Raw genomic sequence first — 22,093 nt, forward strand, 5'->3', positions numbered from 1 at the left:
GGGAGGATCGTGGGGGCCGGCCGCGATCGGGCGGTCGTCGTCGATCCGGAGGGCATGCTCGATGAGTACTGTGAACCAGGCCGCCAACGCCGATCGTTACGCGGAATTCCTGGCCCTGCATCGGGCCGACACGCCACTGGTGTTGCCGAACGCGTGGGACCACGCCACGGCGGCGGCGCTGGTCGAGCGCGGGTTCTCGGCGATCGGGACGACGAGCCTGGGCGTCGCGATCGCGGTGGGCAAGCCGGACGGGGTCGGCGGCACGCGTGAGGAGACGGTGCGCCTGGGGGTCGGGATCGCGCGGCTGCCGGTGCCGGTCAGCGTCGACGTCGAGGGCGGTTTCGCCGAGCGCCCGGAGGACGTCGCGGCGTTGGGCGCCGAGCTGGTGCGGGCCGGGGTGGCGGGGATCAACATCGAGGACGGGCGGGCCGACGGGACGCTGACCGACGCGGACCACCAGGTCGCGGTGATCGCCGCGATCAAGCAGGCCGCGCCGACGCTGTTCGTCAACGCGCGCACGGACACCTACTGGGCGGGTGGCCCGGGCGCCTCGCTCGACGAGACGGTGCGGCGGATCCGGGCCTACCGGGCGGCGGGGGCCGACGGCGTGTTCGTACCGGGCGTCCAGGACGAGGCCGTGATCGAGAAGCTGGTGGGGGCCACCGACGCGCCGCTGAACATCCTGTACAGCCCCACCGGCCTGTCCCGGGCCCGCCTCGCGCGGCTCGGCGTACGGCGGATCAGCACGGGGTCGCTGCTGTTCCGGGTCGCGGTGCGGAGCGCGGTGGACCTGGCGTGGTCGGTCGCGCACGACGGGGAGGCGACGGCGGGTGACGCGCCGACGTATGCACAGGCGCAGGCGATGTCGGAGGTCTACCGGGCGGACTGAGACCGGGTCGCGTGGCCGTGCGGGTGGCCGTGCGGGCCCCTCCCCGGGCGCGGGCCCATGCGGTGGGCGGCATACTGCTGGGCGGTGGGGCCGGGACGGCTTCGCCGGATTCGGCCGGCTCGATCGTGAAAGATCTGATCTCGATGACGTTGCACGTTCCGCCGACCATCACCGCGGATTTCCGGGACTTCTGGCAGGAACGACACCTGTGCCTGCTGGTCACCCACCGCCCCGACGGCACGCCGCACCAGGTGCCCGTCGGCGCCACGTACGACGACGTGTCCGGGATCGCCCGGGTCATCTCGCACGGCGCGAGCAAGAAGGTCCGCAACGTGCTCGCGGCGGCACCGGGCGCCCGCGTCGCGCTCTCCCAGGTCGCCGGGCGGCGCTGGTCCACGCTGGAGGGGATCGCGACGGTCAACCGCGATCCGGAGGCCGTCGCCGAGGCGGTGCGGCGATACACCGAGCGCTACCGCGAGCCGAGGGTGAATCCGGAGCGGGTGGTGATCGAGATCGCGGTGACCCGGCGGATGGGGACGGTGTAGAGGCGGGGCCGCGCCCGACCGCCGTTAGGTCGTGGGGGTGTACCGGCCGTCGAGGCGTAGCCTGCCGGGAGAGTGTGGGTACACCGATTCGAACGGGGATGGGTCGATGACACAGGTTGCCGTGGTCACCTTCGACGGCTTCAACGAACTGGACAGCTTCGTGGCGGCGGCCATCGTCAACCGCTGTCGGCGCGACGGTCTGACGGCGTACATCACCACGCCCACGCCGACGGTCACCTCGATGAACGGCGTCGAGATCACCGGGCAACGCGCGTTCGACTTCATCCCCGAGGCCGACGTGGTGTTGATCGGCAGCGGTATCAGGACCCGCGACGTGGTCGCCGACGACACGCTGCTCGCGAGCCTGCCGCTCGACCCCGGCCGGCAACTCGTCGGCTCCCAGTGCTCCGGCGCCCTGGTCCTGGCCCGACTCGGCCTGCTGACCGACCTGCCCGCCTGTACCGACGCCACCTCCCGGCCGTGGGTCGAGGCGGCCGGTGTCGAGGTTCTGGACGCCCCGTTCCACGCGTGCGGCCCGATCGCCACCGCCGGCGGCTGCATGGCCTCGCAGTATCTGGCCGCCTGGACGATCTCCCGCACATTGGGCGAGGCGGCGGCCCGGGCGGCGATCGACTACGTGGCCCCGGTCGGCGAGAAGCAGTCCACCGTGGAGCACGTGTTCCGGGTCCTGCGCGCGGGCGAGCGCGTGACGGCGGGCTGACCGGGCCCCGGCGACGCCGCCGCTATGCCGCGATTCCCGCCGCCCGCAGGCGGGCCTCGACCCCCGCCCACGTCGGCTCCACCGGGTCCGGTCGGTGGGCGCCGACGTCGAGGTCCTTGAAGCCGCTGGACGTGGCCACGCAGACCACCGGGCCGTCGATCGGCCCGTGTGCCCGCAGGCCCGCCAGGCCCGCCGCGGCGGAGGTTTCGACCCAGATCCCCTGGCGGCTCAACTCCGCGCGGGCCGCCGCCAGTTGGGCGTCGGTGAGGAGCAGGGCCCGCCGTTCGTCGTGCTCCACGGCCAGGACGCCCCGGTAGCCGCCGACGGGGCAGTCGATCGCGTACGCGGTGGTCCGGCCGACCGGGACGTGTGCGGCAGGCAGGCCCGCGCGCACCGCCGCGGCCAGGGGTCCGCCGGCGGCCGGCTCGCACGAGAACAGTCGGGGCGTGCGGTCGGTCAGGCCGAGGCGGCGCAGTTCGGCGAAGCCCTTCCACACCCCGAACAGCAGCTCGCCGTAGCCGGTCGGGACGAACACCGCCGCCGGGACGCCGAGTTCGGCGTGGATCTCGTACGCGATGGTCTTGTAGCCCTCGGGGCCGAAGGCATGGCCGGTGTGCGTGGTGGTGAGGTTGCTCAGCGGATGGAAGCCGAGCCGGTCGACGATCTCGCGCATCAGTCCCCACCGCGCCTCGGCCGGTACGGGCAGCACGGTCGCGCCGTACGCCTCCAGGAACGAGTGCACCGCCGGCGGTGCGTCCGAGGACGCCAACACCACCGCCGGCAGCCCGGCCCGGGCGGCGAAGGCCGCCGCGGACGCGCCGTGGTTGCCGGAGGAGGACACCACGACGCCGGGCGCGCCCACGGCGAGCGCGGCGGAGACCGTACAGCGGTTGATCCGGTCCTTGTGGCTCCAGGTCGGGTTGCGCGATTCGTCCTTGACGTACACCCCGTCGCCGAACTCGATCAGCGGCGTGTCGCCCTCGCCCAGACCGGGCCCGAGCAGCGGTGGCAACAGCGGTGCCCAGCGGGCCAGTCCGGCGCGCGGGCCACCCGGCGCGAACAGCTCCGGCTCGACCCGGTCGTAGGCGTAGTCCACCTCGACCGGATAGGCGACCTCGTCGGTGCTTGTCACCGGACACCCGGACAGCAGCGGCGGCCACAGCGGAAACTCGACACTCGGATCGCCCAGCGAACGCTGCACCGTGGCCAGCGATTCCCCCGAGCCGGACGGGCGCGACCGGGGCGAGGAGTCTTCGGAGATCATGACCGTCGAGCCTAACGCCGCGCCTCCGCCTCCGGAGGATTCGCCTGCGCCTTCGCGCGACTCGCCTGCGGCGTCGGGTGGTTCGTCGAACGCACCGCATGCCAGTCGTGGGTGTCGGTCAGGTTGGCATCGGCCTGGCGCGCGGCCTCGGCCGGGTCGCGGTCGCGCAGCGCGCGGAGCAGATCCTCGTGGCCCGCGGGTGCCGCGCCCTGGTAGCCCGGGTCGGTCCAGGAGTCGGCCACCGAGGCCCGTACCGGGCCGGACAGGTTGCGGTACAGCTCGGCCAGCAGCGGATTGTGCGCCGCGTCGGCGACGCCCAGGTGGAACTCCCAGTCGGCGGCGATCCATGCGTCGAAGTCGCGCGCGTCCCACGCCGCCCGGCGCCGGCGCAGCGCGTCGTCGAGCGCGGCCAGGTCGCCTTCCTCGGCACGGATCGCGGCGAGCCGGGCGGCCTGGAGGTCGAGTGCCTGGCGTACCTCCAGGACCTGGCCGATGTCGCTGCCGCCGTAGAGGCGTTCGACCGCGCCGGAGAGTTCGCTGACCGCGCGGACGTACGTGCCGTCGCCCTGGCGCACGTCGAGCAGGCCCGCGTGGGCGAGCGCGCGCACCGCCTCGCGCAGCGTGCCCCGGGCCACCTGGAGCTGTGTCATCAGTTCGGGCTCGGGCGGGATGCGACCGCCGACCGGCCAGTCACCGGAGGTGATCCGCTCGCGCAGCCGGGCGATCACCTCGGCGGACAGCGCCGGCCGGCGCACGGATTCGAGGCTGCTCATCGCGCGCGGGCTCCTGACCTGGGACGTCGGCGGCGACCGGGACGGCCGCCCCCTCCGGCGACGACGGGAATTCGCCGACCGGCCCCGAAACCGTCGCCGGACCTCAGAATACCTCCGTACACGTCGGATGATCGGACGTCATCTGGACAGGATTCATCAGACGTCTTACCTTTGACCCATGACTCCCGCCGCCTCCGCCTCCACCTCGCTCGCGGTGCCGACCGCCGCCGATCCGGCCGCCCGTCGGCGGGCCGCGTGGCTGGCCGGCGTGGGCATCGTGCTGATCGCGTTCAACCTGAGGCTCGGCATCAGCAGCGCGGCGGCGCTTCTGGAGGCGCTGCGCGACACGCTGGGTTTCGGCTCGGTGACCGCGTCACTGCTGCCCACCCTGCCGACCCTGTGCTTTGCCGCCGCCGGGCTGACCGCCTCGCCACTGGCCCGCCGGTTGGGCACCGAGCGCGCGGTCCTGGTGGCGCTGGTCGCGCTCGCCGCCGGGCTGGGTCTGCGGATGGTGCCGGCCACCTGGGCGCTGCTGACCGGCACCGTCGTGGGCATGTCGGGGCTGGCCGTGGGCAATGTGCTGCTGCCCGCCCTGCTGCGCGGACACTTCCCGCACCGCGTGTCGGTGCTGACCGGGGTGTACACGACGGTGATGGCACTGGGCGCGACCTTGGCCGCGGCGGTGGCCGTGCCGGTGGCCGACGGGCTCGACTCGCCCTCGCTGGGCTTGGCCGTGTGGGCGATCCCGGCGGTGGCGGCGCTGCTCGTGTGGTCGCTGGTCCGCGCCCCGCACGCGGCGGCCGGCGGTACCGGCGCCGCGGGGTACGTGTCGCCGTGGGCGATGGCGCGCACCCGCCTGGGTCGCCTGGTCACCGCCTACTTCGCGCTGCAGGCGTTGAACTGCTACGCGCTGGTGGGGTGGTTGCCCACGCTGCTGTCGGACCGGGGGATGAGCCACGGCGGCGCGGGCGCGATGTTGGCGATCACCCAGGGCGCGGGCATCCCGGCCACATTCGCGCTGCTCGCGTTCGTGCGGGCCACCGGGCGGCTGCGGCCGGCGTTCGTCCTGGTCTCGGTGAGCATGCTGATCGGCTTCACCGGCCTGCTGATCGCGCCGGTCGCGGCGCCGGTGGTGTGGGCGGTGGCGGTCGGGGTGGGCTTCTGCTCGTTCCCGCTGGTGCTCTCGGTGATCGGCGGCAGTGGCGCCGGCGCCGCCGAGACGACCGCGTTGTCCACGCTGGCCCAATCGCTCGGCTACGGGGTCGCCGCGACCGGCCCGTTCGCGCTCGGCCTGATGCACGGCGCCACCGGCGGCTGGACGGTGCCGATGGCGGCCCTCGTGGTCACCGCCGTCGGCCAACTCCTGGTCGGCCTGGTGCTGTCCGGCGGCCACGGCGCGACCGGCGCCGCCGAACCCGAACCCGCCGAACGCGCCCGGCGGCCCGGCACCTGACCCACCGGCACCGGACCGCCCATCGGGCTAGAGGACTTCCGCCGCAGGCTGGGCGAACTGCGAGGCGTACAGCCGGGCATAGGCGCCGTCCGAAGCCAACAGCGCCTCGTGCGTGCCCTGTTCGACGATCGAGCCCGACTCCATCACCAGGATCACGTCCGCGTCGCGGATCGTGGACAACCGGTGCGCGATCACGAAGCTGGTCCGGCCCCGGCGCAGCGAGTTCATCGCCTTCTGGATCAGCACCTCGGTGCGGGTGTCCACCGAACTGGTCGCCTCGTCGAGCACCAGGATCTGCGGCTCGGTCAGGAACGCCCGGGCGATGGTGAGCAGTTGCTTCTCGCCGGCGCTGAGGTTGCCGGCCTCGTCGTCGAGCACGGTGTCGTATCCGTCGGGCAGGGTGCGCACGAAGCGGTCGGCGTGGGTGGCCCGGGCCGCCTCGACGATGCGCTCGCGCGAGACGTCGCCGACGCCATACGCGATGTTGTCCGCGATCGTGCCGCCGATCAGCCACGTGTCCTGGAGCACCATCCCGATCGGCGCGCGCAGGTCCTCGCGGGTCATCGTGGCGATGTCCACGCCGTCGACGGTGATCCGTCCCTCGGTGACCTCGTAGAACCGCATCAGCAGGTTCACCAGCGTGGTCTTGCCCGCGCCGGTCGGCCCGACGATGGCCACCGTCTGGCCCGGGTGCACCTCCAGGTCCAGGTTCTCGATCAGCGGCTTGGTCGGCTCGTAGCGGAAGGAGACCCCCTCGAAGGCGACGTGCCCGGTCACCTTCTCCAGGCGTACGGCCGGCTCCGGATCGGGGGACTGCTCTTTGGCGTCGAGCAGCGCGAACACCCGCTCCGCCGAGGCCACCCCGGACTGGAGCAGGTTGGACATCGCGGCGACCTGGGTGACGGGTCCGTTGAACTCGTACGAGTACTGGATGAACGCCTGGATGTCGCCGAGCGTCATCGCGCCCGAGGACACCCGCAGCCCGCCGATCACCGCGACCAGCACGTAGTTGAGGTTGCCCACGAAGGACATCGCGGGCTGGATCAGGCCGGAGATGAACTGGGCCTTGAACCCGGCCGTGTACAGCGCCTCGTTGTGCTTGTCGAAGACCTCGGCGGACTCCTTCTGCCGGCCGAACACCTTGACCAGAGCGTGGCCGGTGTACATCTCCTCGATGTGCGCGTTGAGCTTGCCGGTGCTCGACCACTGCTTGACGAACTGCGGCTGGGCGCGCTTGCCGATCACCATGGTGACCAGGATCGAGGTGGGCACGCTGATCAGCGCGACCAGCGCGAGCAGCGGGGAGATCCAGAACATCATCACCAGCACGCCGACGATGGTCAGCAGCGAGCGCACGATCTGGCCCATTGCCTGCTGGAGGGTCTGGGCGATGTTGTCGATGTCGTTGGTGGTGCGCGAGAGCACCTCGCCCCGGGGCTGCTTGTCGAAGTAGTTCAGCGGCAGCCGGGACAGCTTGGTCTCGGCCTGCTCGCGCAGCCGGTAGGTGGTGCGCTGCACGATGGTCGCGGTCAGTCGGCCCTGGACGAACGCGAACAACACCGAGCCGGCCACCACCGCGAAGGTGACGAGCAGGATGTCGCGGACGTGGTCGTAGTCGATGCCTCCGCCGCGGCCCGCGCCGGTGAAGATCGCGTCGGTGGCCTTGCCGAGCAGCCGGGGGGTGAGCACCGACAGGCCGACGCCCGCGATGCCGCAGAACAGCAGTGCGTACAGCCGGGCACGTTCGGGGGCCATCATGCGCAGCAGTCGCCGACTGCTGGCCTTGAAGTGCATCGACTTCTCGACGGGCGGGCCGCCGATCATCCGCGTCATCGGCCCACCGCCGGCCTGCGGTCCCGGACGGCGGGCGGGGACGGCGGCCTCGGTTTCGGTGTCGCTCTCGGTTTCGCGCGGGCCGGCGCCCTCGTCGGTGGTGGTCACGCCGCCTCCTCCTCGGTGAGCTGGGACAGCACGATCTCGCGGTAGGTCTCGTTGTCGGCCATCAACTCGGCGTGGGTGCCGGTGCCGACCACACGGCCCTCGTCCAGCACCACGATTCGGTCCGCGTGCCGGATGGTGGCCACCCGCTGGGCCACGATCACCACGGTGGCCTCGGCGGTTTCCGCGAGCAGCGCCGCGCGCAGCGCCGCGTCGGTGGCGTAGTCGAGTGCGGAGAACGAGTCGTCGAACAGGTAGATCTCCGGTTTGACCACCAACAGCCGGGCGATCGCCAGGCGTTGCCGCTGGCCGCCGGAGACGTTGCCGCCGCCCTGGGCGATCGGCGCGTCCAGCTTCTCGGGCAGGGCCTCGACGAAGTCGCGGGCCTGGGCGATCTCCAGGGCCCGCCACAACTCCTCGTCGGTGGCGTCCGGATTGCCGTAGCGCAGGTTGGAGGCGACGGTGCCGGAGAACAGGTACGGCTTCTGCGGGACCAGGCCCACCGTGCGCGACAGCAGCCCGGCCTCGAGTTCGCGGGTGTCCACGCCGCCGATCAGCACCGAGCCGCCGGTCACGTCCAACAGGCGCGGAATCAGGCCGAGCAGCGTGGTCTTGCCCGCGCCGGTGCTGCCGATCACCGCGGTGGTCTCGCCGGGCCGGGCGATCAGGTCGATGCCGCGCAGTACCGGCTCCTCCGCGCCCGGGTAGCAAAAGCTCACGTCGCGCAGTTCGAGCCGGCCGTGCGCGTGCAGCGCCGTCACCGGTGCCTTCGACACGGTCAGGCTGGTCTCGGTGTCCAGGACCTCGGTGATCCGGTCGGCGCACACCGCCGCGCGCGGGATCATCATGGTCATGAAGGTGGCCATCATGACCGAGGTCAGGATCTGCATCAGGTAGCTGAGGAAGGCGACCAGCGCGCCGATGTCCATCGACCCGTCGCCGATCCGGTGTCCGCCGATCCACACGATGACGATCGCCGAGGTCTCCCACACCAGCAGGACCGACGGATACATGAACGCCATCAGCCGGCCGACGGAGAGCGACACGTCGCGGATGTCCGCGTTGGCGTCCGCGTAGCGGGCCTGTTCGTGGCCGTCGCGGCCGAACGCGCGGATCACCCGGATCCCGGTGATCTGCTCGCGCATGATCCGGTTCACGTTGTCGATCCGGCCCTGCAGCGTGCGAAACAGCGGCGGCATCGCCCGTACGATCCACCCCACGGCGAGGATCAGCACGGGCACGATCAGCAGGAAAAGCAGGGACATCGGGACGTCCTGGTTGACCGCCATCAGGATGCCGCCGAAGCACATGATCGGCGCTGACACCATCAGGGTCAGCGACAACAGCGCCAGCATCTGGACCTGTTGCACGTCGTTGGTGGTGCGGGTGATCAAGGACGGGGCGCCGAACCGGCCGACCTCGCGCGCGGAGAAGGTCTGCACCCGGTCGAACACGGCGGAGCGGATGTCGCGGCCCACGCCCATGGCGATGCGGGCCCCGAAGTACACGGCTACCGCGGCGCAGACGATCTGGACCAGGGTGACGCCGATCATCGCGCCGCCGACGCGCAGGATGTAGCCGGTGTCGCCCGCGACCACGCCGTGGTTGATCAGGTCGGCGTTGAGGGTCGGCAGGTACAGGGTGGCGAGGGTCTGGACCAGTTGCAGCAGCACCACCAGGCCGATCGGCTTGGCGTAGGGGCGCAGATGTGCGCGCAGCAGTCGGATCAGCACGATGTCCTCTTCGGGTCAAAGGAGCGCGGCCGACAGGAGGCGGCGGCCGGGAGCGGCCTCGGGCCGGGGCTCGTGCGGGGCACCGGTCCTGGGCATGGGTCGGGCGCGCGTCGTCGGGGCGGGTCCTGCTCCCGACGGTAGTGCCCGTGGCCGGAACGGTCGATCGGATTGTGCACGTCGGCCGGGTGGCGGCGCGGGCGGACGTCGGTGGACGGCGGGCTGTGCATGGCGGATCTCCCCGTGGGTGGTCCAGGATGCCGGACGCGGGTCGGCGACGGTGCCCGGGCGATACGTCGAAACCGTGGAGACTTCGGTTCGAACCGTAAAACTTCAAGTCGACTTGAAGTCAAGGCACGGGCGACCGGGATGCGTCGATGCCCTGGGGTCGTCGCCGGCCCTTGTGCACCGTACACAGCAGAGCGGCCCGCCCACCTCGGGGGTGGACGGGCCGCTTTCCGCGTTCGCTGCGGGCGTACGTCAGCGGATCGAGACGTGTGTGTGCGAGGCATGGAACGCGGCGACCTTGCCGCCGTGGCCACAGCCGTGCGCGATGAGCACTCCGGAGACGGTGGTGTGGTCGACCTCGACGCCGCTTTCGTGGGCCTGGGCGGTACCGGCACCGGCGAACGCGAAGAGGGCGGCGCCGGCGACGGCGACCAGGGTGGTACGGATACGCATGTCATCTCCCATGGTGGAGTGTGCGTGAGCGGGGCGAGCTATGAATATCCGAAAAACTGCACATCATGGGAGATTTCCCCTGTTTGGGGGTGTGTCGACCGTCGGATGCGACCCGTTCGGCCGCCGTCACTGGTCCACGAGGGTGAGCCAGTGCGCGTACCGCTCGTCCCGGCCGGTGACCGCCGCGGTGTATGCGGCCTGGATCTTGCGGGTGATCGGACCGCTGCCCACCTCGCGGTCGTCCAGCGACGCCACCGGGATCACGCCGGCGGCGGTGCCGGTGACCAACACCTCCTCGGCGGTGTACAGATCGCTCCGCAGCAGGTTCTGCACCCGCACCTCCAGGCCCAGGTCGCGAGCCAGGGTGAGCACGGTGTCCTGGGTGATCCCGCGCAGCGCGCCGGCGCTCGGCGGCGGAGTGCAGAGCACGCCCTCGCGCACCGCGAACACGTTGGCCGCGCTGCACTCGCTGACGTACCCGTCCGCGTTCAACAGCAGCGCCTCGTCGTAACCGGCGCGCAGCGCGGCGGTCTTGGCCAGCGCCGAGTTGAGGTAGCCGGCCGTGGCCTTGGCCGCCGGCGGCATCGCGTTGGGGTCGTTGCGCCGCCACGAACTGGTGGCGAGCCGGACGCCGCGCTCGGCGCTGTCGCCGAGGTAGGCGTGCCACTCCCAGCCCGCGATGCTCACCTCGACCGGCAGCCCGGGGCGAAAGCCCGGACCCATCTCGCCGTAGCCCAGGTGCGCGAGGTGGCGCAGGTAGCACTCGTCGTGTCCGTTGGCCGCGATCAACTCCAGCGTCGCGGCGTGCAGCGCGGCCGGGTCGTAGGGCAGTTCGAAGCCCAGGATGTGCGCGCTTTCCCGAAACCGGCGCAGGTGGTCGTCCAGCCGGAACACGGCGGGGCCGCGCGGGGTGGCGTGCGCGCGGGTGCCTTCGAGCACGCCCGTGCCGTAGTGCAGACCGTTGCTGAGTACGTGCACCTTGGCGTCGGCCCACGGCACGAGCGTGCCGTTCATCCAGATCCGGTCCGCTTCGATCAGTGCCATGGCTGCTCCCACCGGGGTCGCTCGACTCGATGTCGAGAAAGTGGATCGTTGGCAAGCATGTCGATGTGCCACTTACCAAGTGGCACATTAGCCGTATCGATATTGGTCCACTAGGGGTGTTCGCGGATCGGGACGGGCAGGTCGCCGTCCGGCGAACGGGCGGCGGGTCAGGCGTTCTTCGGGGTTTCGCGCCAGGCGGCTTCGAGGAGGTCCACCGCCTGGGACAGGACCGGTTCGGGCCACGCGTAGCTGAGCCGGATGCGGTCGCCGGCGGTGTGCGGTGCGGGGGCGAAGACCGCGCCGGGGGAGACCGCGACGCCGTGGCGCAGTGCGGTGGCGACGAAGTCCTCGCCGTCCACGCCGGGCAGTCGGGCCCACAGGGACAGGCCGCCGCGGGGCGTCGTCCACTCCCATTCGGGCAGGCGCTCGGCGAGTTCGGCGGTGAAGTGGTCGCGGCGCCGGGTCAGATCGGCGAACCACTCGCCGACCCGGGCCGGGCGGCCCGGGTCGCGCAGCAGGTGGATCGCCAGCTGCTGGTCCAGGGTCGAGGTGGCCAGGTCGGTACGTTGTTTGGCCTCGACGAGGAGCGAGCGCACGCCCGGGGGCGCGGCGATCCAGCCCAGGCGCAGGCCGCCCCACGTGGTCTTGGACAACGAGCCCAGGCAGACCGTACGGTCCGCCACGTGTTCGATCGCCGAGGCCACCGGCCCGTCGGCCAGGCTCGCGAGCGTGCGGTCCTCGACCAGGAGCCCGCCCTCCTCGGCGGCAACCCGGGCGATCGCCTTCGCCCGGCGGGCCGAGACCACCGCGCCGGTCGGGTTGTGCACCGGCAGCGAGAACACGTAGGCGGGCCGATGCCGGCGGATCGCCGCGCGCAGCGCCTCCGGGTCGAAGCCGTGGCGGTCGCCCGGGACCGGGATCGCCTCGGCGCCGAAGCGGTACACCGCCGCGAGCATCCCGGGATACGTGGTCGGCTCGACCAGGACCCGGTCGCCGGGCACGAGCAGTGCGTCGGCGATCAGGTGGATCGCCTGCTGCGCCCCCGAGGTCACCACGACGTCGTCGGCGGTGAAACCGGCGGGCAACTCGTGCGCCGCGATCAGCTCGCGCAGCCGCGGGTCGCCGGTCGGTCCGTAGCCGTCCGGGGGACGGGAGTCGAGCAGGTCCTCGACGCGCAGCGCGGTGTGCGGCAGGAGTGTGGTGTCGGGTACGGCGGCCTTGGCCAGGTCCACGACGATGGTGCCCTCGCGCAGCCAGCGGGCGAAGGTCGGCCGGCCGCCGGCGCGCACGTAGGACCCGCTGCCGTGGCGGCGCTCGACCAGGCCGATCCGGTGCAGCGAGAGGTAGGCGGTCGCGACGGTGCCCCGGCTGAACCCGAGGGCGTCGGCGAGCGCACGCTCGGACGGCAGGCGGGTCTCGGCCAGCAATTCGCCACCCTCGACCAGGTCGCGCAGCGCGTCGGACAGCCGTTCACCACGGGAGCGGCGCTCGTTGCGTCGTGGACGCCCCATACGCTCCCCGAGCACCACGGCGAACTGCTCGACGTCCACGACCACTCCCTCTGCACCGGGGCCTCACGGCCTCGATGGTTGCACGGCCGACGGTTGCCACTCTCGCCTGAGCAACCCGAATATCCACGAGTCGGAGACCTCGCCGTTCACGACGCAGTCTTCCCGCAGCGTCCCTTCCCGCATGAATCCCATCTTCTCCAGGACCCGGGCGGATGCCACGTTGCGCGTATCGGTCTCGGCCTGAACCCGATTCAGGTCCAGCGCGTCGAACGCCCACCGCAGCACGGCGTGCGCGGCCTCCGTCGCGAAGCCGTGGCCCCACATCGCGTCGCCGAGGCAGTAGCCCAACGACGCGCTGCGACAGTCCTCGTCCCACGCGGTCAGACCGCACCAGCCGACGAAAGCCCCATCGGAAACACGGTCGATGGCCACCCGGGCCCCGGTGCCGTCGTTTGCCATCGTCCGGCACATCGTGACGAACCGCTCGGCACGGGCCCGTTCGGTCCACGGTGGGGAGTCCCAGTAGCGCATCACGTAGGTGCTGCTGTGCAGCGCGAAGAGGGAGTCCACGTCGCCATCGGTGAACGGCCGCAGCCGCAGGCGAGCGGTATGCAGCACGGGAGTGGCCAAAGTCATGCGCACCATCTTGTGTCCTCACGAGACGCACAGACACCGAATATCCAACCCGGGGGGCGGTGCCGGATACGGACTCGACGACCACGAAGCGCGCGATGCGTCAGGGGTGGGACAGGTTCTCGTATAGGCGGTACAGCCGGTTTGTTGTGTTGGTTTGGTCCTGCTTGGACAGTTTTGACCAGGTTTGGGTGAGTAGGGTGCGGGCCTGCCGGCCGGGCCATGGGGTGGGTAGCAGTTCCGGGGGTAGGAGCGGGTCCGGTTCGATGGCGCGGCTGAACTCGACGCCCAACTCGACGCCGATGGTGAGGAGTTCGACGTCGGTGAGGTCGACGCCGGATTCCAGGCGGGTCAGGCGGGGGCGGACGATGTCGAGCAACCGGGTGTAGCGTCCGGCGATTTCGTCCAGCGGCCACAACTTTGCGGCCAGGGCGCGTGGTTGGTCGATGGCGCCGATGCGCAGGTCTCGGCTGGTGAGCTGGGTGACCGCGGCGGACACGCCCAGGCGGTGTGCCTCGGCCGCGATCAGTTCCGTCCAGTCGTTGGCGCACGCGTACAGCCCGCCGTGCAGCGCCGCGCCGCCCAGCCACACGATCGTGTCGCGCAGCGCGTCGCGTGCCGATCGTGCGGACTCCGGGATCGCGAACGCGACCAGCCGCCATGCGCCGTCCCACGGCGCCTCGCCCCGGTCCTGGCGAAACGCGTGCCGCACGAACTCGACGTTGGGTTCGAGGGTGCGTCGGGCATCCTCGGTCGCCCTGAGCACCGCCTTGCGTCCGCGCCCCTCGTGGGTGAAACGGCCCTCGGCGACCAGGCGCTTGACGCACAGCCGCACCTGCTGGTCGGACATGCCGAGCGCGCCCGCGACGGTGTACAGCTCCCCGGTGTCGACGCTGCCGTCGCCGCGCACGAGCGCGTGTACGAGGGTGCGGGTGGGGATTTCGACGCGGCCCGTGTCCGGCGTTCCTGGCATGTCCCGAGCATACGAGCGCGGCACCCGTGGCCCCGCGCTCACCCGCGCCCGCCCGGATGCGCGGGCTCGACCCGGCGGACCATCGTGGTCACCGCGCCGAAGCCCATCAGCCCGCGCAGAAAGGGAGTTCGCTGGGTCGAGGTGGCCACGAAGCCGTGCCGCTCGTAGAGCGCCCGGGCCCGCGGGTTGACGTCGATCACATCGAGCCGGATCCGCCGACAGCCGAGCTCGCGGGCCACGGCGGCGACCTCGTCGAGGAGCAGGCCGCCGACGCCCGTGCCGCGTTGCGCGGCATCGACGCAGATGCCGTCCATCACCAACTCCCCACGCCCCGGCCGACGTTCGAACAGGGCCAGGACGGCGAGCCGGGGCAGCGCGCGGATTCCGCCGTAGGCGCGTAGCACGTCGCCCGCGGTTCCGCCGGTCAGGCCGCGGCCACCGTGGGCGTAGCCGGCCAGGCCGACCAGCTCGCCGTCCCGGGTCGCGACCACGGCGCGGTCCGGGTGCAGGTGTTCGGCCAGGAACGCGATCCCGGCCTCGGCGGGACCCAGCCCGGCGCCCAACTTGCGACCGAACGCCTCCCAGTACAGCTCGGCCGCCCGCCGCCGCGCGCCCTCCGGCAGCCCGCGACCGATGGCCGGGGGCGCGGGTTTCGGGCTGTCGTGCGCGGGTGGTGCCTGTTCCTGGTCCATTGCCGCCTCCGGGGCCGGTGGGTGACGCCCGGCGGGCGAGCGGGGCTGCGGCCGGGCCATTCGGGTCATTATGTAAAAACGTTCGTTATCGTAACGAGCGTTTTTGATTTGATAACTACGGTATCGCAGGCGCTGTTCGAAGGGAGATGACGACATGGGGATCCGCGGGTTCGTTCGACGCCATCGGGTGCTGAGCCTGTGCGCGGAATGCCACCAACGACGGCTTCTATCGGCCGCAGATGGAGGCGTACGCGCGGGCCGGCTACGCGACGCTCTCGTGGAACAAGCCGGGCGTGGCCGGGTCGCCGGGCAACTGGCTGGACCAGAGCATGGAGGACCGGGCCCGGGAGACCGAGGCGGCGATCGCCTGGAGTCGGTCGCGCCCGGACGTGGATCATGCGCGGGTCGGCCTGTGGGGCGCCGGTCAGGCGGGCTGGGTGCTGCCGAAGGTGGCCGCGCGCACGCCCGACGTGGAATTCGTGATCGCCGTGTCGCCCGCGATCAACTGGCTGCGGCAGGCCGGTTCAACCTGCTCGCCGAGTTGCGCGCGGAGCATGCGTCGCAGGCCCGGATCGACACCGAGGTCCGGCGCAGCGACGAGGTTCGGCGGCTGATTGCACAGGGCGCCGGGTACGAGCAGTACCGCGCCGCGCTGGGTTCGGCGGCGACCATGTCGGCGGACCGGTGGAGCTTCGTCCGCAAGAACGCCGGAGCCGACGCGAGTGCGGACCTGGCCGGGGTGCGGGTGCCGGTGCTGCTGATGCTCGGGGGGCGCGACGTGAACGTGGACGTCGTCGAGACCGAGGCGGAGTGTCGCAAACTGCTCGCCGGGCGGGCCGAATTGACGGTACGTCACTACCCGGACGCGGCGCACTCGACGGTCGACGCGGACATCGAGGGTTCGGAGACGAAAGGCCGCTGAGCCCGGTACGGGGGGCGGAGCCGGGCGCCGGGAAGGTGCTTCCCGGTCCGGTGGGCCGGGTGCTCAGCCCACCGGGGTCGGGACGGCTCCCAGGGCTGTGGCGATCTCTGCCAGTTGTGGGTCGCCGGCGGCCTTTTCCAGGGCTGTGGTCAGGGCCTGGGCGTAGGTTCGGGCGGCCTCGATCAGGCGGGCGCGGCCGTCGTCGGTGATGACCGTGTACACCCCTCGGCGGTCCTTGGGACACAGGTCGCGTCGGGTGAGGCCGTCGGTTTCCAGGCGGACCGCGAGGCGGCTGACCGAACTCTGGTTGAGCCCGATCGAGTCGGCCAGCTCCTGCATACGCAACTCGCCGTCGGGCGCCACCGCGAGTCGGGACAGCGCGCGGTACTCGGACAGGCCGATGCCGTGTCGCCGCTGAAGTGTCCGGCCGAGGTCGTGCTCGACGCGCGCGTGCAGCACGACGACCTGCTCCCAGAGCTTCGCGTCCATGACCCCGTCCTTTCTCCGGTCCGGTCGAACCCGTGTCCGGCCGTTGGTGGGCCGAGCGCGGATCGATCCGCTGTTGACAGCAGATTACATGCAGTGCCAGATTATGCATGCGCAAGCAAATCATGCATGTGCATGCAGATTCTTTTGACCCTGGAGCATGCGATGACCGTCACCACCACCCACGACGCCGCCGGCGACACCACCCGCGCCCGGATCGAGCGCATCGCGACCACCCCCGACTGGTACGAGCCGTACCGGATCTCCCAGGCCATCCGCGCCGGCGGCCTGATCTTCGTATCCGGGCAGGCCGGGTTCGACGAGAGCGGAGGCACCGTCGAGGGCGGCTTCCTCGCCCAGGGCCGGCAGGCCTTCCGCAATGTGGAGCGGGTGCTCGCCGAGGCGGGGGTGACCTTCGCCGACGTGGTCAAGGTCGGCATCTACGTCCGGAACATGGCCGAGAACCTGGACGAGGTGATCCGGCTGCGGGAGGAGTTCCTGTCCCTGCCGTACCCGGCGGACACCCTCGTCGAGGTCTCCTCCTTGGCGCGGCCCGACTGGCTGATCGAGGTCGAGGTCACCGCGCTGGACCGCTGAGTCCGCGAAACCGCCGCCACCCGACCGCCGGACCGCCCGACCCCCACAGGAATGGATACCGCGTTGACCTCTCCGACCCGTATCGCCAACCCGCTGCTCGCCCCCTATCGCCACGGCCGCCTGGATCTGCCCAACCGGATCGCGATGGCCCCGATGACCCGAGGCCGCGCCGACGACACCACCGGCGTGCCGAGCGATTTGGCCGCCACCTACTACCGACAGCGCGCCGGCGCCGGGCTGTTGATCACCGAGGGCATCTCGGTGCACCCGCTCGGCAAGGCCGGACCGGGCATTCCGGCACTGCGTACGGACGAACAGGTGGCCCGGTGGCGCGAGGTCACCGCCGCCGTGCACGACGCGGGTGGGCGGATCTTCGCCCAGCTGTGGCACGTCGGCCGGATGACCCATCCGGTGACCCTGGACGGCGAGACGCCCACCGCGCCGTCGGCGGTGCGGATCACCGAGGCGCCTATTTACACCCGCGACGGCCTGCTCCCGCACGTCGTCCCGCGCGCGCTGACCGTCGCCGAAATCGCCGAGGTGGTGGCCGCGTTCGCGCGCGCCGCACGCCGTGCGATCGAGGCCGGATTCGACGGCATCGAGATCCACGGCGCCAACGGATACCTCTTCCAGCAGTTCCTGGCCGAGAACAGCAACCTGCGCACCGACCGCTACGGCGGCTCGCGGGAGAACCGGCTGCGTTTCGTGTTCGAGGTGGTGGAGGCGGTGGCCGCGGAGATCGGCGCGGACCGGGTGGGGCTGCGGATCTCGCCGGACAACCCGGAGAACCAACTCGTGGAGCCGGACGCGCGCGGCACCTACCGGGCGCTGGTCGACACGCTCGACCCGATCGGCCTGGCCTACCTGCACGTCCTCGAACGTGGTGCGTACGCGGCGCTCGCCGACCTGCGGCCGCGCTGGTCCGGCATGTTGATCGCGAACCACAACGGCCCGAACCCGGTCGACCCGGCCACCGGCGAGCGACTGATCGCCGACGGCCTCGCCGACGTGGTGGCGTTCGGCCGGTTGTTCATCACCAACCCCGACCTGCCGGAGCGGATCGCCCGGGGATTGGCGCCGGCCCCGCCGCCGGTGGCGGATGTGTACGGCGGCGGTGCGCGCGGCTACGTGGACTATCCGGCGATCACCGTCCCGGAGCGGGTCTAGGGACGGGTCGGGTTGGGCTCGGAGTTCGCAAAGGCGCACGAACCGGGGGGTGATGCGCGCATCGAAAGTGGATCGTGGTGCGGCGGGCGGGTGTTCGGCCGGTACGGGAGCCGTACCGAACGAACCGCCGTCGGATGCACGAGAGTTATGCCGCCGCGCCGATCGGGCGGTCGGTGTCGGCGAGCACGGCGCGCAGGGACTCGGGGGTCAGTACGCCGACGGCTCGGCCCTCCGGGTCGGTCACCGCCCATACCCGCAGGCCGCGGGCGCGCATCGTGGCCAGCGCCTCGGCGGCGGGTGTCGTGGGCCGGGCGAAGGGGCCGCGTTCGTGGGAGATGTTCCGGATCGGCGTACGCGCGGTGTACCAGGAACGGGTCTGGTACGGCGCGAGTTGCGCGCGGCGCACGATGCCCAGGCAGCGGCCGTCCTCGGCGTGCAGGATCGCGTGGTCGGCATCGGCGGCGTGTACGAGGTCGATCGCCTTGTCGACCATCGTGTTCGCGTCGATCCGCACCACGGCAGGTCGCATGGCGTGGGCGACGGTGGGCATGCCGGGGGCGGTGGGGGGATGGTGGGGGAGGTTGGTCATCGGGTATGCACCTGGTTTCGAGTCGTCCGGTGGGACCGGAGTCGGGCGGCGGGGCACCCGGGCCCGTGTCGTCGCACGGCCGCGCGAAGGCGCGCGGGGCCGAAGAGGCGGCGAGGTCACGGGGCTCGATGCGGGCGGCCGGGCCCGCGCCGGGTGATGGCGCTGTGCGCTGGTCGGCGGACGCAAGGCGGGCTGCACGGACAGCCGGTGCACTCGCCTTCGGACCCGCCGGCACGGCCGGCGTCGTCGCCCACCGAGGACGGCGTCGACAAGGAAGCCGACGTACGGAATGTCTTCGGTACAGCCACCTTACCGTCATTTCGACGGGAGGCCGACATGGCGTCGGCACATACCATCCCGAACCGGCTTTATTTGCAGCCGTGTTCGGGATGGTGAACGAAGAAGTGGCGCGATCGGGCCGGTGGGTCGGGGTCGGGCGCGACCACACGACGAACGGGCCGGCGGCGGTTCGCCACCGGCCCGTCATGTCACCGGGGTTACCGGATCACCAGGTGTAGATCGGCTTTCCGTTGCGGTCCTTGGCCTCGGTGTAGACCTTCATGCACGCACCCTCGTCGGCACCGTTCAACGCGGCCGAATCCTTGGGGAGTTCGCCCGCCGGCGGAGGCGGCGGGGCGGACGGAGGCGCGGAGGTCGTGCTGCCCTTGCCGCCCTTGAAGGTCGCCTCCGAACCCCAGTCGGTGCCGATCTGGACCGTGATGTGCGTCGCGTTCGGCTGCGCGGACAGGGCGCTCGCCGGCAGGCCGAGCGAGTCCGCGACGGCCTGGGCCTGGTCCTTGGCGTCGGCCGGGTGGATCACCGTAGTGGTCTGTCGCTTGAGCGGGGTCGAGTCCCGGACGGCCTTGGTGAAGCCCTGGGCGATCAGCCGGTCGGTGACCAGGCCCGGCAGGCTCGTCCTGGTCGTGCCGTTGACCACCGTGACCCGGACCGCGGCCTTGTCCAGGGATGGGGCAGGCGGCGCATCGGGCGTGGTCGGCGGGTTGGTCTCGGTACCGGGCGGCGGGCCGTTCTTGTCGAAGGCCACGTCGGAACGCACCATCTTGAACAGGGTTTCCGCGGACGCGGCCGGGATCAGGTGCTCGTTCGGCGCCTGCGGGTCCGGTGCGTGCGGCATCGTCGTCATGGTGATCCGGTTGGTGTTCACCTTGTTCAGCGTGTTCGCGAGCGAGGTCAGCTTGGGGATCCCGTTGAGGCCGTCGTCCACGGTCAGCGCCTTGGTCGCCGCCTCGGCGACCTTGAACAGCTTGATCGGGTTGGTGATCGTGCTGTTCGACTTGAGCGTGCGCACCATCGAGTTGAGGTACATGTGCTGCGCGTGCGTACGGCCGACGTCGCCGCCGTCCTCGAAGGCGTGCCGGGTGCGCAGCCACTTCAGCGCGTCCTCGCCCTGGATGGTGTGCTTGCCGGCGGTCAGCTTCAGGTGCGAGCCGTACTCGTGCCGCACGCCGTTGACGTACTCGATCTGTTCGTCCTGGATGTTGGACTGCACGCAGACCTCGACCCCGCCGACCGCGTCGGCCATCGAGACCACGCCCGAGAAGGTGACCATCATGAAGTGGTCGATGTGGATCTTGGTGAGCGACTGCCAGGTCCCGACCACGCAGCCGGGTCCGCCGCGGCCCAGCGACTCGTTGATCGTGGTGTTGATCGGGTTGAACCGCTGCTTGGTCTTCGGGTCGGTGCAGGTCGGGACCTGCACCCGGGTGTCGCGCGGGATGCTGATCACCGACGCGTTGCTCCGGTCCGCGGACACGTGCAGCAACATCTGTACGTCCGCGCGCGGCGGTCCGCCGTCGCACGCACCGCCGAGTTTGCAGTCGGTCGGGTCGTCCCGGCCGTCCGAGCCGATCATCAGGATGTTCATCGGGGTGCGCCCGAATGCGTCCGGGGCCTCCTTGGGCACGTCTACATCGCTGATGTTGAGCTTGCTGTGTTTTATGTTGCCGTTCAGCTTCTGATAGATCACGAAGCCGGTGATCCCGATCGCGACCAGCGCCAACGACACGACGATTGCGGTGATCTTGAGCTTGCGAAAGCGGCGCGGCTTGCCGTGGCCGGTGGGCTTGGCCTTGCGTCCGGAGCGGGCGCGGCCCCGGCCGTCGGCGCGTCGGGGGCGCGGTACGCCCGCGCCGGTGTCGTCGGCTCCGGCCGCCTCGGGGCCGCCCTCGACCGCGGAATCGGTGGGCACGACCGGGTCGGGGGACGCGGACTCGGGAGTACGCCGGCGGCGCCCGCCGTGCTCCGGAACGGAATTCAAACCAACCCCCGAGAGTGCTGTCGTCGGACCGACGTCGCGTTGCCGCGGACTGGCTCGACACCGTATCGGGCGGCCGGAACGGACCGTACATGTACCGGTCGCGGATCATTGCGCCGGTGGCCTTCGGGAAGACGGACGATCTCGGGCGCGGGACGGTTGCAGCGCGGATTGTCCCGGATGCCGGGAGGCCGGCCCGGGCGCGGGTTGTGCGGGCCGGAAAGACGAGGGACGGCGCCGCCCTCGGGGGGAGGGGGCGACGCCGTCGTCTTCGGGTCGGTGAACGGGATCACCTCTCGGCGGGTGGCACACCGCGATTCCAGCCGAACGGTAACTCGCAGCGGCAATGATTGGGCCCGGGGACACCCGCTCACCGACTGCTCCGTACAACGAACGAGCCACCGGGGTCATTCCCGGCGATTTCGGCAGGTATTCGGCAGGGTTCGAAGACACGTCCTATGCGGCGCCGGGGTCGAGGCGGCCGGTGTTCGGTCCGGCCGGGCGCTGCTCCAGGCCGGCGAGCAGCAGATCCAGGCCCGCCCGGAACTCGTCGGACGGTGAGCTCTCGGCCGCCGCGCCGGCGATCTCGATCAGGTACGGGAAACGGTCGGCGGGCAGCGCTCGGGCCCGGTCGGTGATGGACCGCACATCCTCGTCGGGCGCGATCGAGAGCGGGCCGGCGAGTTCCGCCTGGGCGAAGCCGGTGACGAAGCCGGTCACGGTGCGGAAGGCGTACAGCAGTTCGACGCCTCGGCGACCGCTTCGGGCCAGGGCGCGCAGCAGCGCCTCGCCGTGTACGAGGGTCGCCTCGTCGGTGATCCGGCGGGTGAGGATCAGCGGGATCACGTCCGGATGGGCGCGGACGGCACGCCAGTTCGCCTCGGCCAGCCGGCGGACCTCGGCCTGCCAGTCGTCCGCCCCGGCGCCGGGTTCGGTCGCGGGGAGTGCGTCCGCCAGGACGGCCTCGACGAGCAGTCCCTCCAGGCCCTCGCGCCCGTCCACGTAGTTGTAGATGGTCATCGCCCCGGTGCCGAGCGCCGCCGCGAGGCTGCGCATGGTCAGCGCGGCCAGGCCGTGCGTGTCGACCAGGGTCAGGGCCGCGGTGCGCAGTTGTTCGCGGCTGAACTTTCGGGGCGCGGGCATGCTGCTCCTCCTTGACGTACGTACGGCGTACGTGTTCGACTGAGGCTGTTCACGTACAGAGTACGTC

22 protein-coding genes are annotated in these 22,093 nt (G+C 71.4%); 8 read left to right on the forward strand and 14 right to left on the reverse strand.

Annotated elements, in window-relative coordinates:
* Positions 1-61 precede the first annotated feature (61 nt).
* From ACWGR4_RS06740 to ACWGR4_RS06750, 3 genes are all read left to right on the forward strand, one after another.
* On the forward strand, positions 62-889 hold the full coding sequence (locus ACWGR4_RS06740; RefSeq protein WP_380001410.1) for an isocitrate lyase/PEP mutase family protein: 828 nt from the start codon (positions 62-64) through the stop codon (positions 887-889).
* A gap of 143 nt (positions 890-1,032) precedes the next feature.
* Positions 1,033-1,434, forward strand: coding sequence for a pyridoxamine 5'-phosphate oxidase family protein (locus tag ACWGR4_RS06745; protein ID WP_380001412.1), 402 nt, complete (start codon positions 1,033-1,035; stop codon positions 1,432-1,434).
* Positions 1,435-1,540: 106 nt separating this feature from the next.
* Positions 1,541-2,155: a DJ-1/PfpI family protein gene (locus tag ACWGR4_RS06750; RefSeq protein ID WP_380001414.1), complete on the forward strand. Its 615-nt coding sequence runs from the start codon at positions 1,541-1,543 to the stop codon at positions 2,153-2,155.
* Between the two features lie 22 nt (positions 2,156-2,177).
* Here ACWGR4_RS06750 and ACWGR4_RS06755 read toward each other — a convergent pair whose 3' ends face one another.
* On the reverse strand, positions 2,178-3,419 hold the full coding sequence (locus tag ACWGR4_RS06755; RefSeq protein WP_452129676.1) for a threonine synthase: 1,242 nt from the start codon (positions 3,417-3,419) through the stop codon (positions 2,178-2,180).
* Positions 3,420-3,430: 11 nt separating this feature from the next.
* Positions 3,431-4,192, reverse strand: coding sequence for a FadR/GntR family transcriptional regulator (locus tag ACWGR4_RS06760; RefSeq protein WP_380001418.1), 762 nt, complete (start codon positions 4,190-4,192; stop codon positions 3,431-3,433).
* A 178-nt stretch (positions 4,193-4,370) separates the two neighbouring features.
* Between ACWGR4_RS06760 and ACWGR4_RS06765 the strand changes: the two genes are divergently transcribed.
* Positions 4,371-5,645 carry an MFS transporter gene (locus ACWGR4_RS06765; RefSeq protein ID WP_452129675.1) on the forward strand — a complete coding sequence of 425 codons (1,275 nt, stop codon included), beginning with the start codon at positions 4,371-4,373 and terminating at the stop codon, positions 5,643-5,645.
* A 27-nt stretch (positions 5,646-5,672) separates the two neighbouring features.
* On the opposite strand, the gene ACWGR4_RS06770 is transcribed toward ACWGR4_RS06765, so the two are convergent.
* From ACWGR4_RS06770 to ACWGR4_RS06805, 8 genes are all read right to left on the reverse strand, one after another.
* On the reverse strand, positions 5,673-7,586 hold the full coding sequence (locus tag ACWGR4_RS06770) for an ABC transporter ATP-binding protein (protein ID WP_380001422.1): 1,914 nt from the start codon (positions 7,584-7,586) through the stop codon (positions 5,673-5,675).
* Entirely contained in the window at positions 7,583-9,316 is a 1,734-nt protein-coding gene (locus tag ACWGR4_RS06775; protein ID WP_452129674.1) for an ABC transporter ATP-binding protein, read from the reverse strand. Before ACWGR4_RS06775 ends, ACWGR4_RS06770 begins: the two co-directional genes overlap by 4 nt.
* 477 nt (positions 9,317-9,793) lie before the next feature.
* On the reverse strand, positions 9,794-9,994 hold the full coding sequence (locus ACWGR4_RS06780) for a hypothetical protein (RefSeq protein ID WP_380001425.1): 201 nt from the start codon (positions 9,992-9,994) through the stop codon (positions 9,794-9,796).
* Between the two features lie 126 nt (positions 9,995-10,120).
* Entirely contained in the window at positions 10,121-11,038 is a 918-nt protein-coding gene (locus ACWGR4_RS06785) for a branched-chain amino acid transaminase (protein WP_380001427.1), read from the reverse strand.
* A 167-nt stretch (positions 11,039-11,205) separates the two neighbouring features.
* Complete coding sequence (locus tag ACWGR4_RS06790; RefSeq protein ID WP_452129673.1) at positions 11,206-12,588, reverse strand: aminotransferase-like domain-containing protein; 1,383 nt, start codon at positions 12,586-12,588, stop codon at positions 11,206-11,208.
* Between the two features lie 24 nt (positions 12,589-12,612).
* Positions 12,613-13,185 carry a GNAT family N-acetyltransferase gene (locus ACWGR4_RS06795; RefSeq protein ID WP_452129672.1) on the reverse strand — a complete coding sequence of 191 codons (573 nt, stop codon included), beginning with the start codon at positions 13,183-13,185 and terminating at the stop codon, positions 12,613-12,615.
* Positions 13,186-13,285: 100 nt separating this feature from the next.
* Positions 13,286-14,155, reverse strand: a complete 870-nt coding sequence (locus ACWGR4_RS06800; protein WP_380001433.1) for a PaaX family transcriptional regulator C-terminal domain-containing protein — start codon at positions 14,153-14,155, stop codon at positions 13,286-13,288.
* Between the two features lie 38 nt (positions 14,156-14,193).
* Positions 14,194-14,847, reverse strand: coding sequence for an N-acetyltransferase family protein (locus tag ACWGR4_RS06805; RefSeq protein ID WP_452129671.1), 654 nt, complete (start codon positions 14,845-14,847; stop codon positions 14,194-14,196).
* A gap of 239 nt (positions 14,848-15,086) precedes the next feature.
* Here ACWGR4_RS06805 and ACWGR4_RS06810 point away from each other — a divergent pair, with 239 nt between their 5' ends.
* Together ACWGR4_RS06810 and ACWGR4_RS06815 are read left to right on the forward strand one after the other, a co-directional pair.
* Positions 15,087-15,461, forward strand: coding sequence for an alpha/beta hydrolase family protein (locus ACWGR4_RS06810; protein WP_452129670.1), 375 nt, complete (start codon positions 15,087-15,089; stop codon positions 15,459-15,461).
* Positions 15,389-15,769: an alpha/beta fold hydrolase gene (locus ACWGR4_RS06815; RefSeq protein WP_452129669.1), complete on the forward strand. Its 381-nt coding sequence runs from the start codon at positions 15,389-15,391 to the stop codon at positions 15,767-15,769. Before ACWGR4_RS06810 ends, ACWGR4_RS06815 begins: the two co-directional genes overlap by 73 nt.
* A 63-nt stretch (positions 15,770-15,832) precedes the next feature.
* Here ACWGR4_RS06815 and ACWGR4_RS06820 read toward each other — a convergent pair whose 3' ends face one another.
* On the reverse strand, positions 15,833-16,258 hold the full coding sequence (locus ACWGR4_RS06820) for a MarR family winged helix-turn-helix transcriptional regulator (protein ID WP_452129668.1): 426 nt from the start codon (positions 16,256-16,258) through the stop codon (positions 15,833-15,835).
* Between the two features lie 132 nt (positions 16,259-16,390).
* Between ACWGR4_RS06820 and ACWGR4_RS06825 the strand changes: the two genes are divergently transcribed.
* Positions 16,391-16,852: a RidA family protein gene (locus ACWGR4_RS06825; RefSeq protein ID WP_380001439.1), complete on the forward strand. Its 462-nt coding sequence runs from the start codon at positions 16,391-16,393 to the stop codon at positions 16,850-16,852.
* A gap of 51 nt (positions 16,853-16,903) precedes the next feature.
* Positions 16,904-18,019, forward strand: a complete 1,116-nt coding sequence (locus ACWGR4_RS06830; RefSeq protein ID WP_452129667.1) for an alkene reductase — start codon at positions 16,904-16,906, stop codon at positions 18,017-18,019.
* A 145-nt stretch (positions 18,020-18,164) separates the two neighbouring features.
* On the opposite strand, the gene ACWGR4_RS06835 is transcribed toward ACWGR4_RS06830, so the two are convergent.
* The 3 genes from ACWGR4_RS06835 to ACWGR4_RS06845 all read right to left on the reverse strand — a co-directional run bounded on the left by ACWGR4_RS06835 (position 18,165) and on the right by ACWGR4_RS06845 (position 22,026).
* Positions 18,165-18,608, reverse strand: a complete 444-nt coding sequence (locus tag ACWGR4_RS06835; RefSeq protein ID WP_380001443.1) for a CBS domain-containing protein — start codon at positions 18,606-18,608, stop codon at positions 18,165-18,167.
* Positions 18,609-19,113: 505 nt separating this feature from the next.
* Complete coding sequence (locus tag ACWGR4_RS06840) at positions 19,114-20,817, reverse strand: LCP family protein (RefSeq protein WP_380001445.1); 1,704 nt, start codon at positions 20,815-20,817, stop codon at positions 19,114-19,116.
* A gap of 522 nt (positions 20,818-21,339) precedes the next feature.
* Complete coding sequence (locus ACWGR4_RS06845) at positions 21,340-22,026, reverse strand: TetR/AcrR family transcriptional regulator (RefSeq protein WP_452129666.1); 687 nt, start codon at positions 22,024-22,026, stop codon at positions 21,340-21,342.
* Positions 22,027-22,093: the final 67 nt, after the last annotated feature.

It is taken from the genome of Embleya sp. NPDC055664, assembly GCF_053618075.1.

Bases quoted from the DNA above. Each gene is read 5' to 3' on its own strand.
- ACWGR4_RS06740 (WP_380001410.1), top strand. From the start codon at position 62: ATGAGTACTGTGAACCAGGCCGCCAACGCCGATCGTTACGCGGAATTC.
- ACWGR4_RS06745 (WP_380001412.1), top strand. From the start codon at position 1,033: ATGACGTTGCACGTTCCGCCGACCATCACCGCGGATTTCCGGGACTTC.
- ACWGR4_RS06750 (WP_380001414.1), top strand. From the start codon at position 1,541: ATGACACAGGTTGCCGTGGTCACCTTCGACGGCTTCAACGAACTGGAC.
- ACWGR4_RS06755 (WP_452129676.1), bottom strand. From the start codon at position 3,419: ATGATCTCCGAAGACTCCTCGCCCCGGTCGCGCCCGTCCGGCTCGGGG.
- ACWGR4_RS06760 (WP_380001418.1), bottom strand. From the start codon at position 4,192: ATGAGCAGCCTCGAATCCGTGCGCCGGCCGGCGCTGTCCGCCGAGGTG.
- ACWGR4_RS06765 (WP_452129675.1), top strand. From the start codon at position 4,371: ATGACTCCCGCCGCCTCCGCCTCCACCTCGCTCGCGGTGCCGACCGCC.
- ACWGR4_RS06780 (WP_380001425.1), bottom strand. From the start codon at position 9,994: ATGCGTATCCGTACCACCCTGGTCGCCGTCGCCGGCGCCGCCCTCTTC.
- ACWGR4_RS06785 (WP_380001427.1), bottom strand. From the start codon at position 11,038: ATGGCACTGATCGAAGCGGACCGGATCTGGATGAACGGCACGCTCGTG.
- ACWGR4_RS06795 (WP_452129672.1), bottom strand. From the start codon at position 13,185: ATGACTTTGGCCACTCCCGTGCTGCATACCGCTCGCCTGCGGCTGCGG.
- ACWGR4_RS06800 (WP_380001433.1), bottom strand. From the start codon at position 14,155: ATGCCAGGAACGCCGGACACGGGCCGCGTCGAAATCCCCACCCGCACC.
- ACWGR4_RS06805 (WP_452129671.1), bottom strand. From the start codon at position 14,847: ATGGACCAGGAACAGGCACCACCCGCGCACGACAGCCCGAAACCCGCG.
- ACWGR4_RS06810 (WP_452129670.1), top strand. From the start codon at position 15,087: ATGGAGGCGTACGCGCGGGCCGGCTACGCGACGCTCTCGTGGAACAAG.
- ACWGR4_RS06820 (WP_452129668.1), bottom strand. From the start codon at position 16,258: ATGGACGCGAAGCTCTGGGAGCAGGTCGTCGTGCTGCACGCGCGCGTC.
- ACWGR4_RS06825 (WP_380001439.1), top strand. From the start codon at position 16,391: ATGCAGATTCTTTTGACCCTGGAGCATGCGATGACCGTCACCACCACC.
- ACWGR4_RS06830 (WP_452129667.1), top strand. From the start codon at position 16,904: ATGGATACCGCGTTGACCTCTCCGACCCGTATCGCCAACCCGCTGCTC.
- ACWGR4_RS06835 (WP_380001443.1), bottom strand. From the start codon at position 18,608: ATGACCAACCTCCCCCACCATCCCCCCACCGCCCCCGGCATGCCCACC.
- ACWGR4_RS06845 (WP_452129666.1), bottom strand. From the start codon at position 22,026: ATGCCCGCGCCCCGAAAGTTCAGCCGCGAACAACTGCGCACCGCGGCC.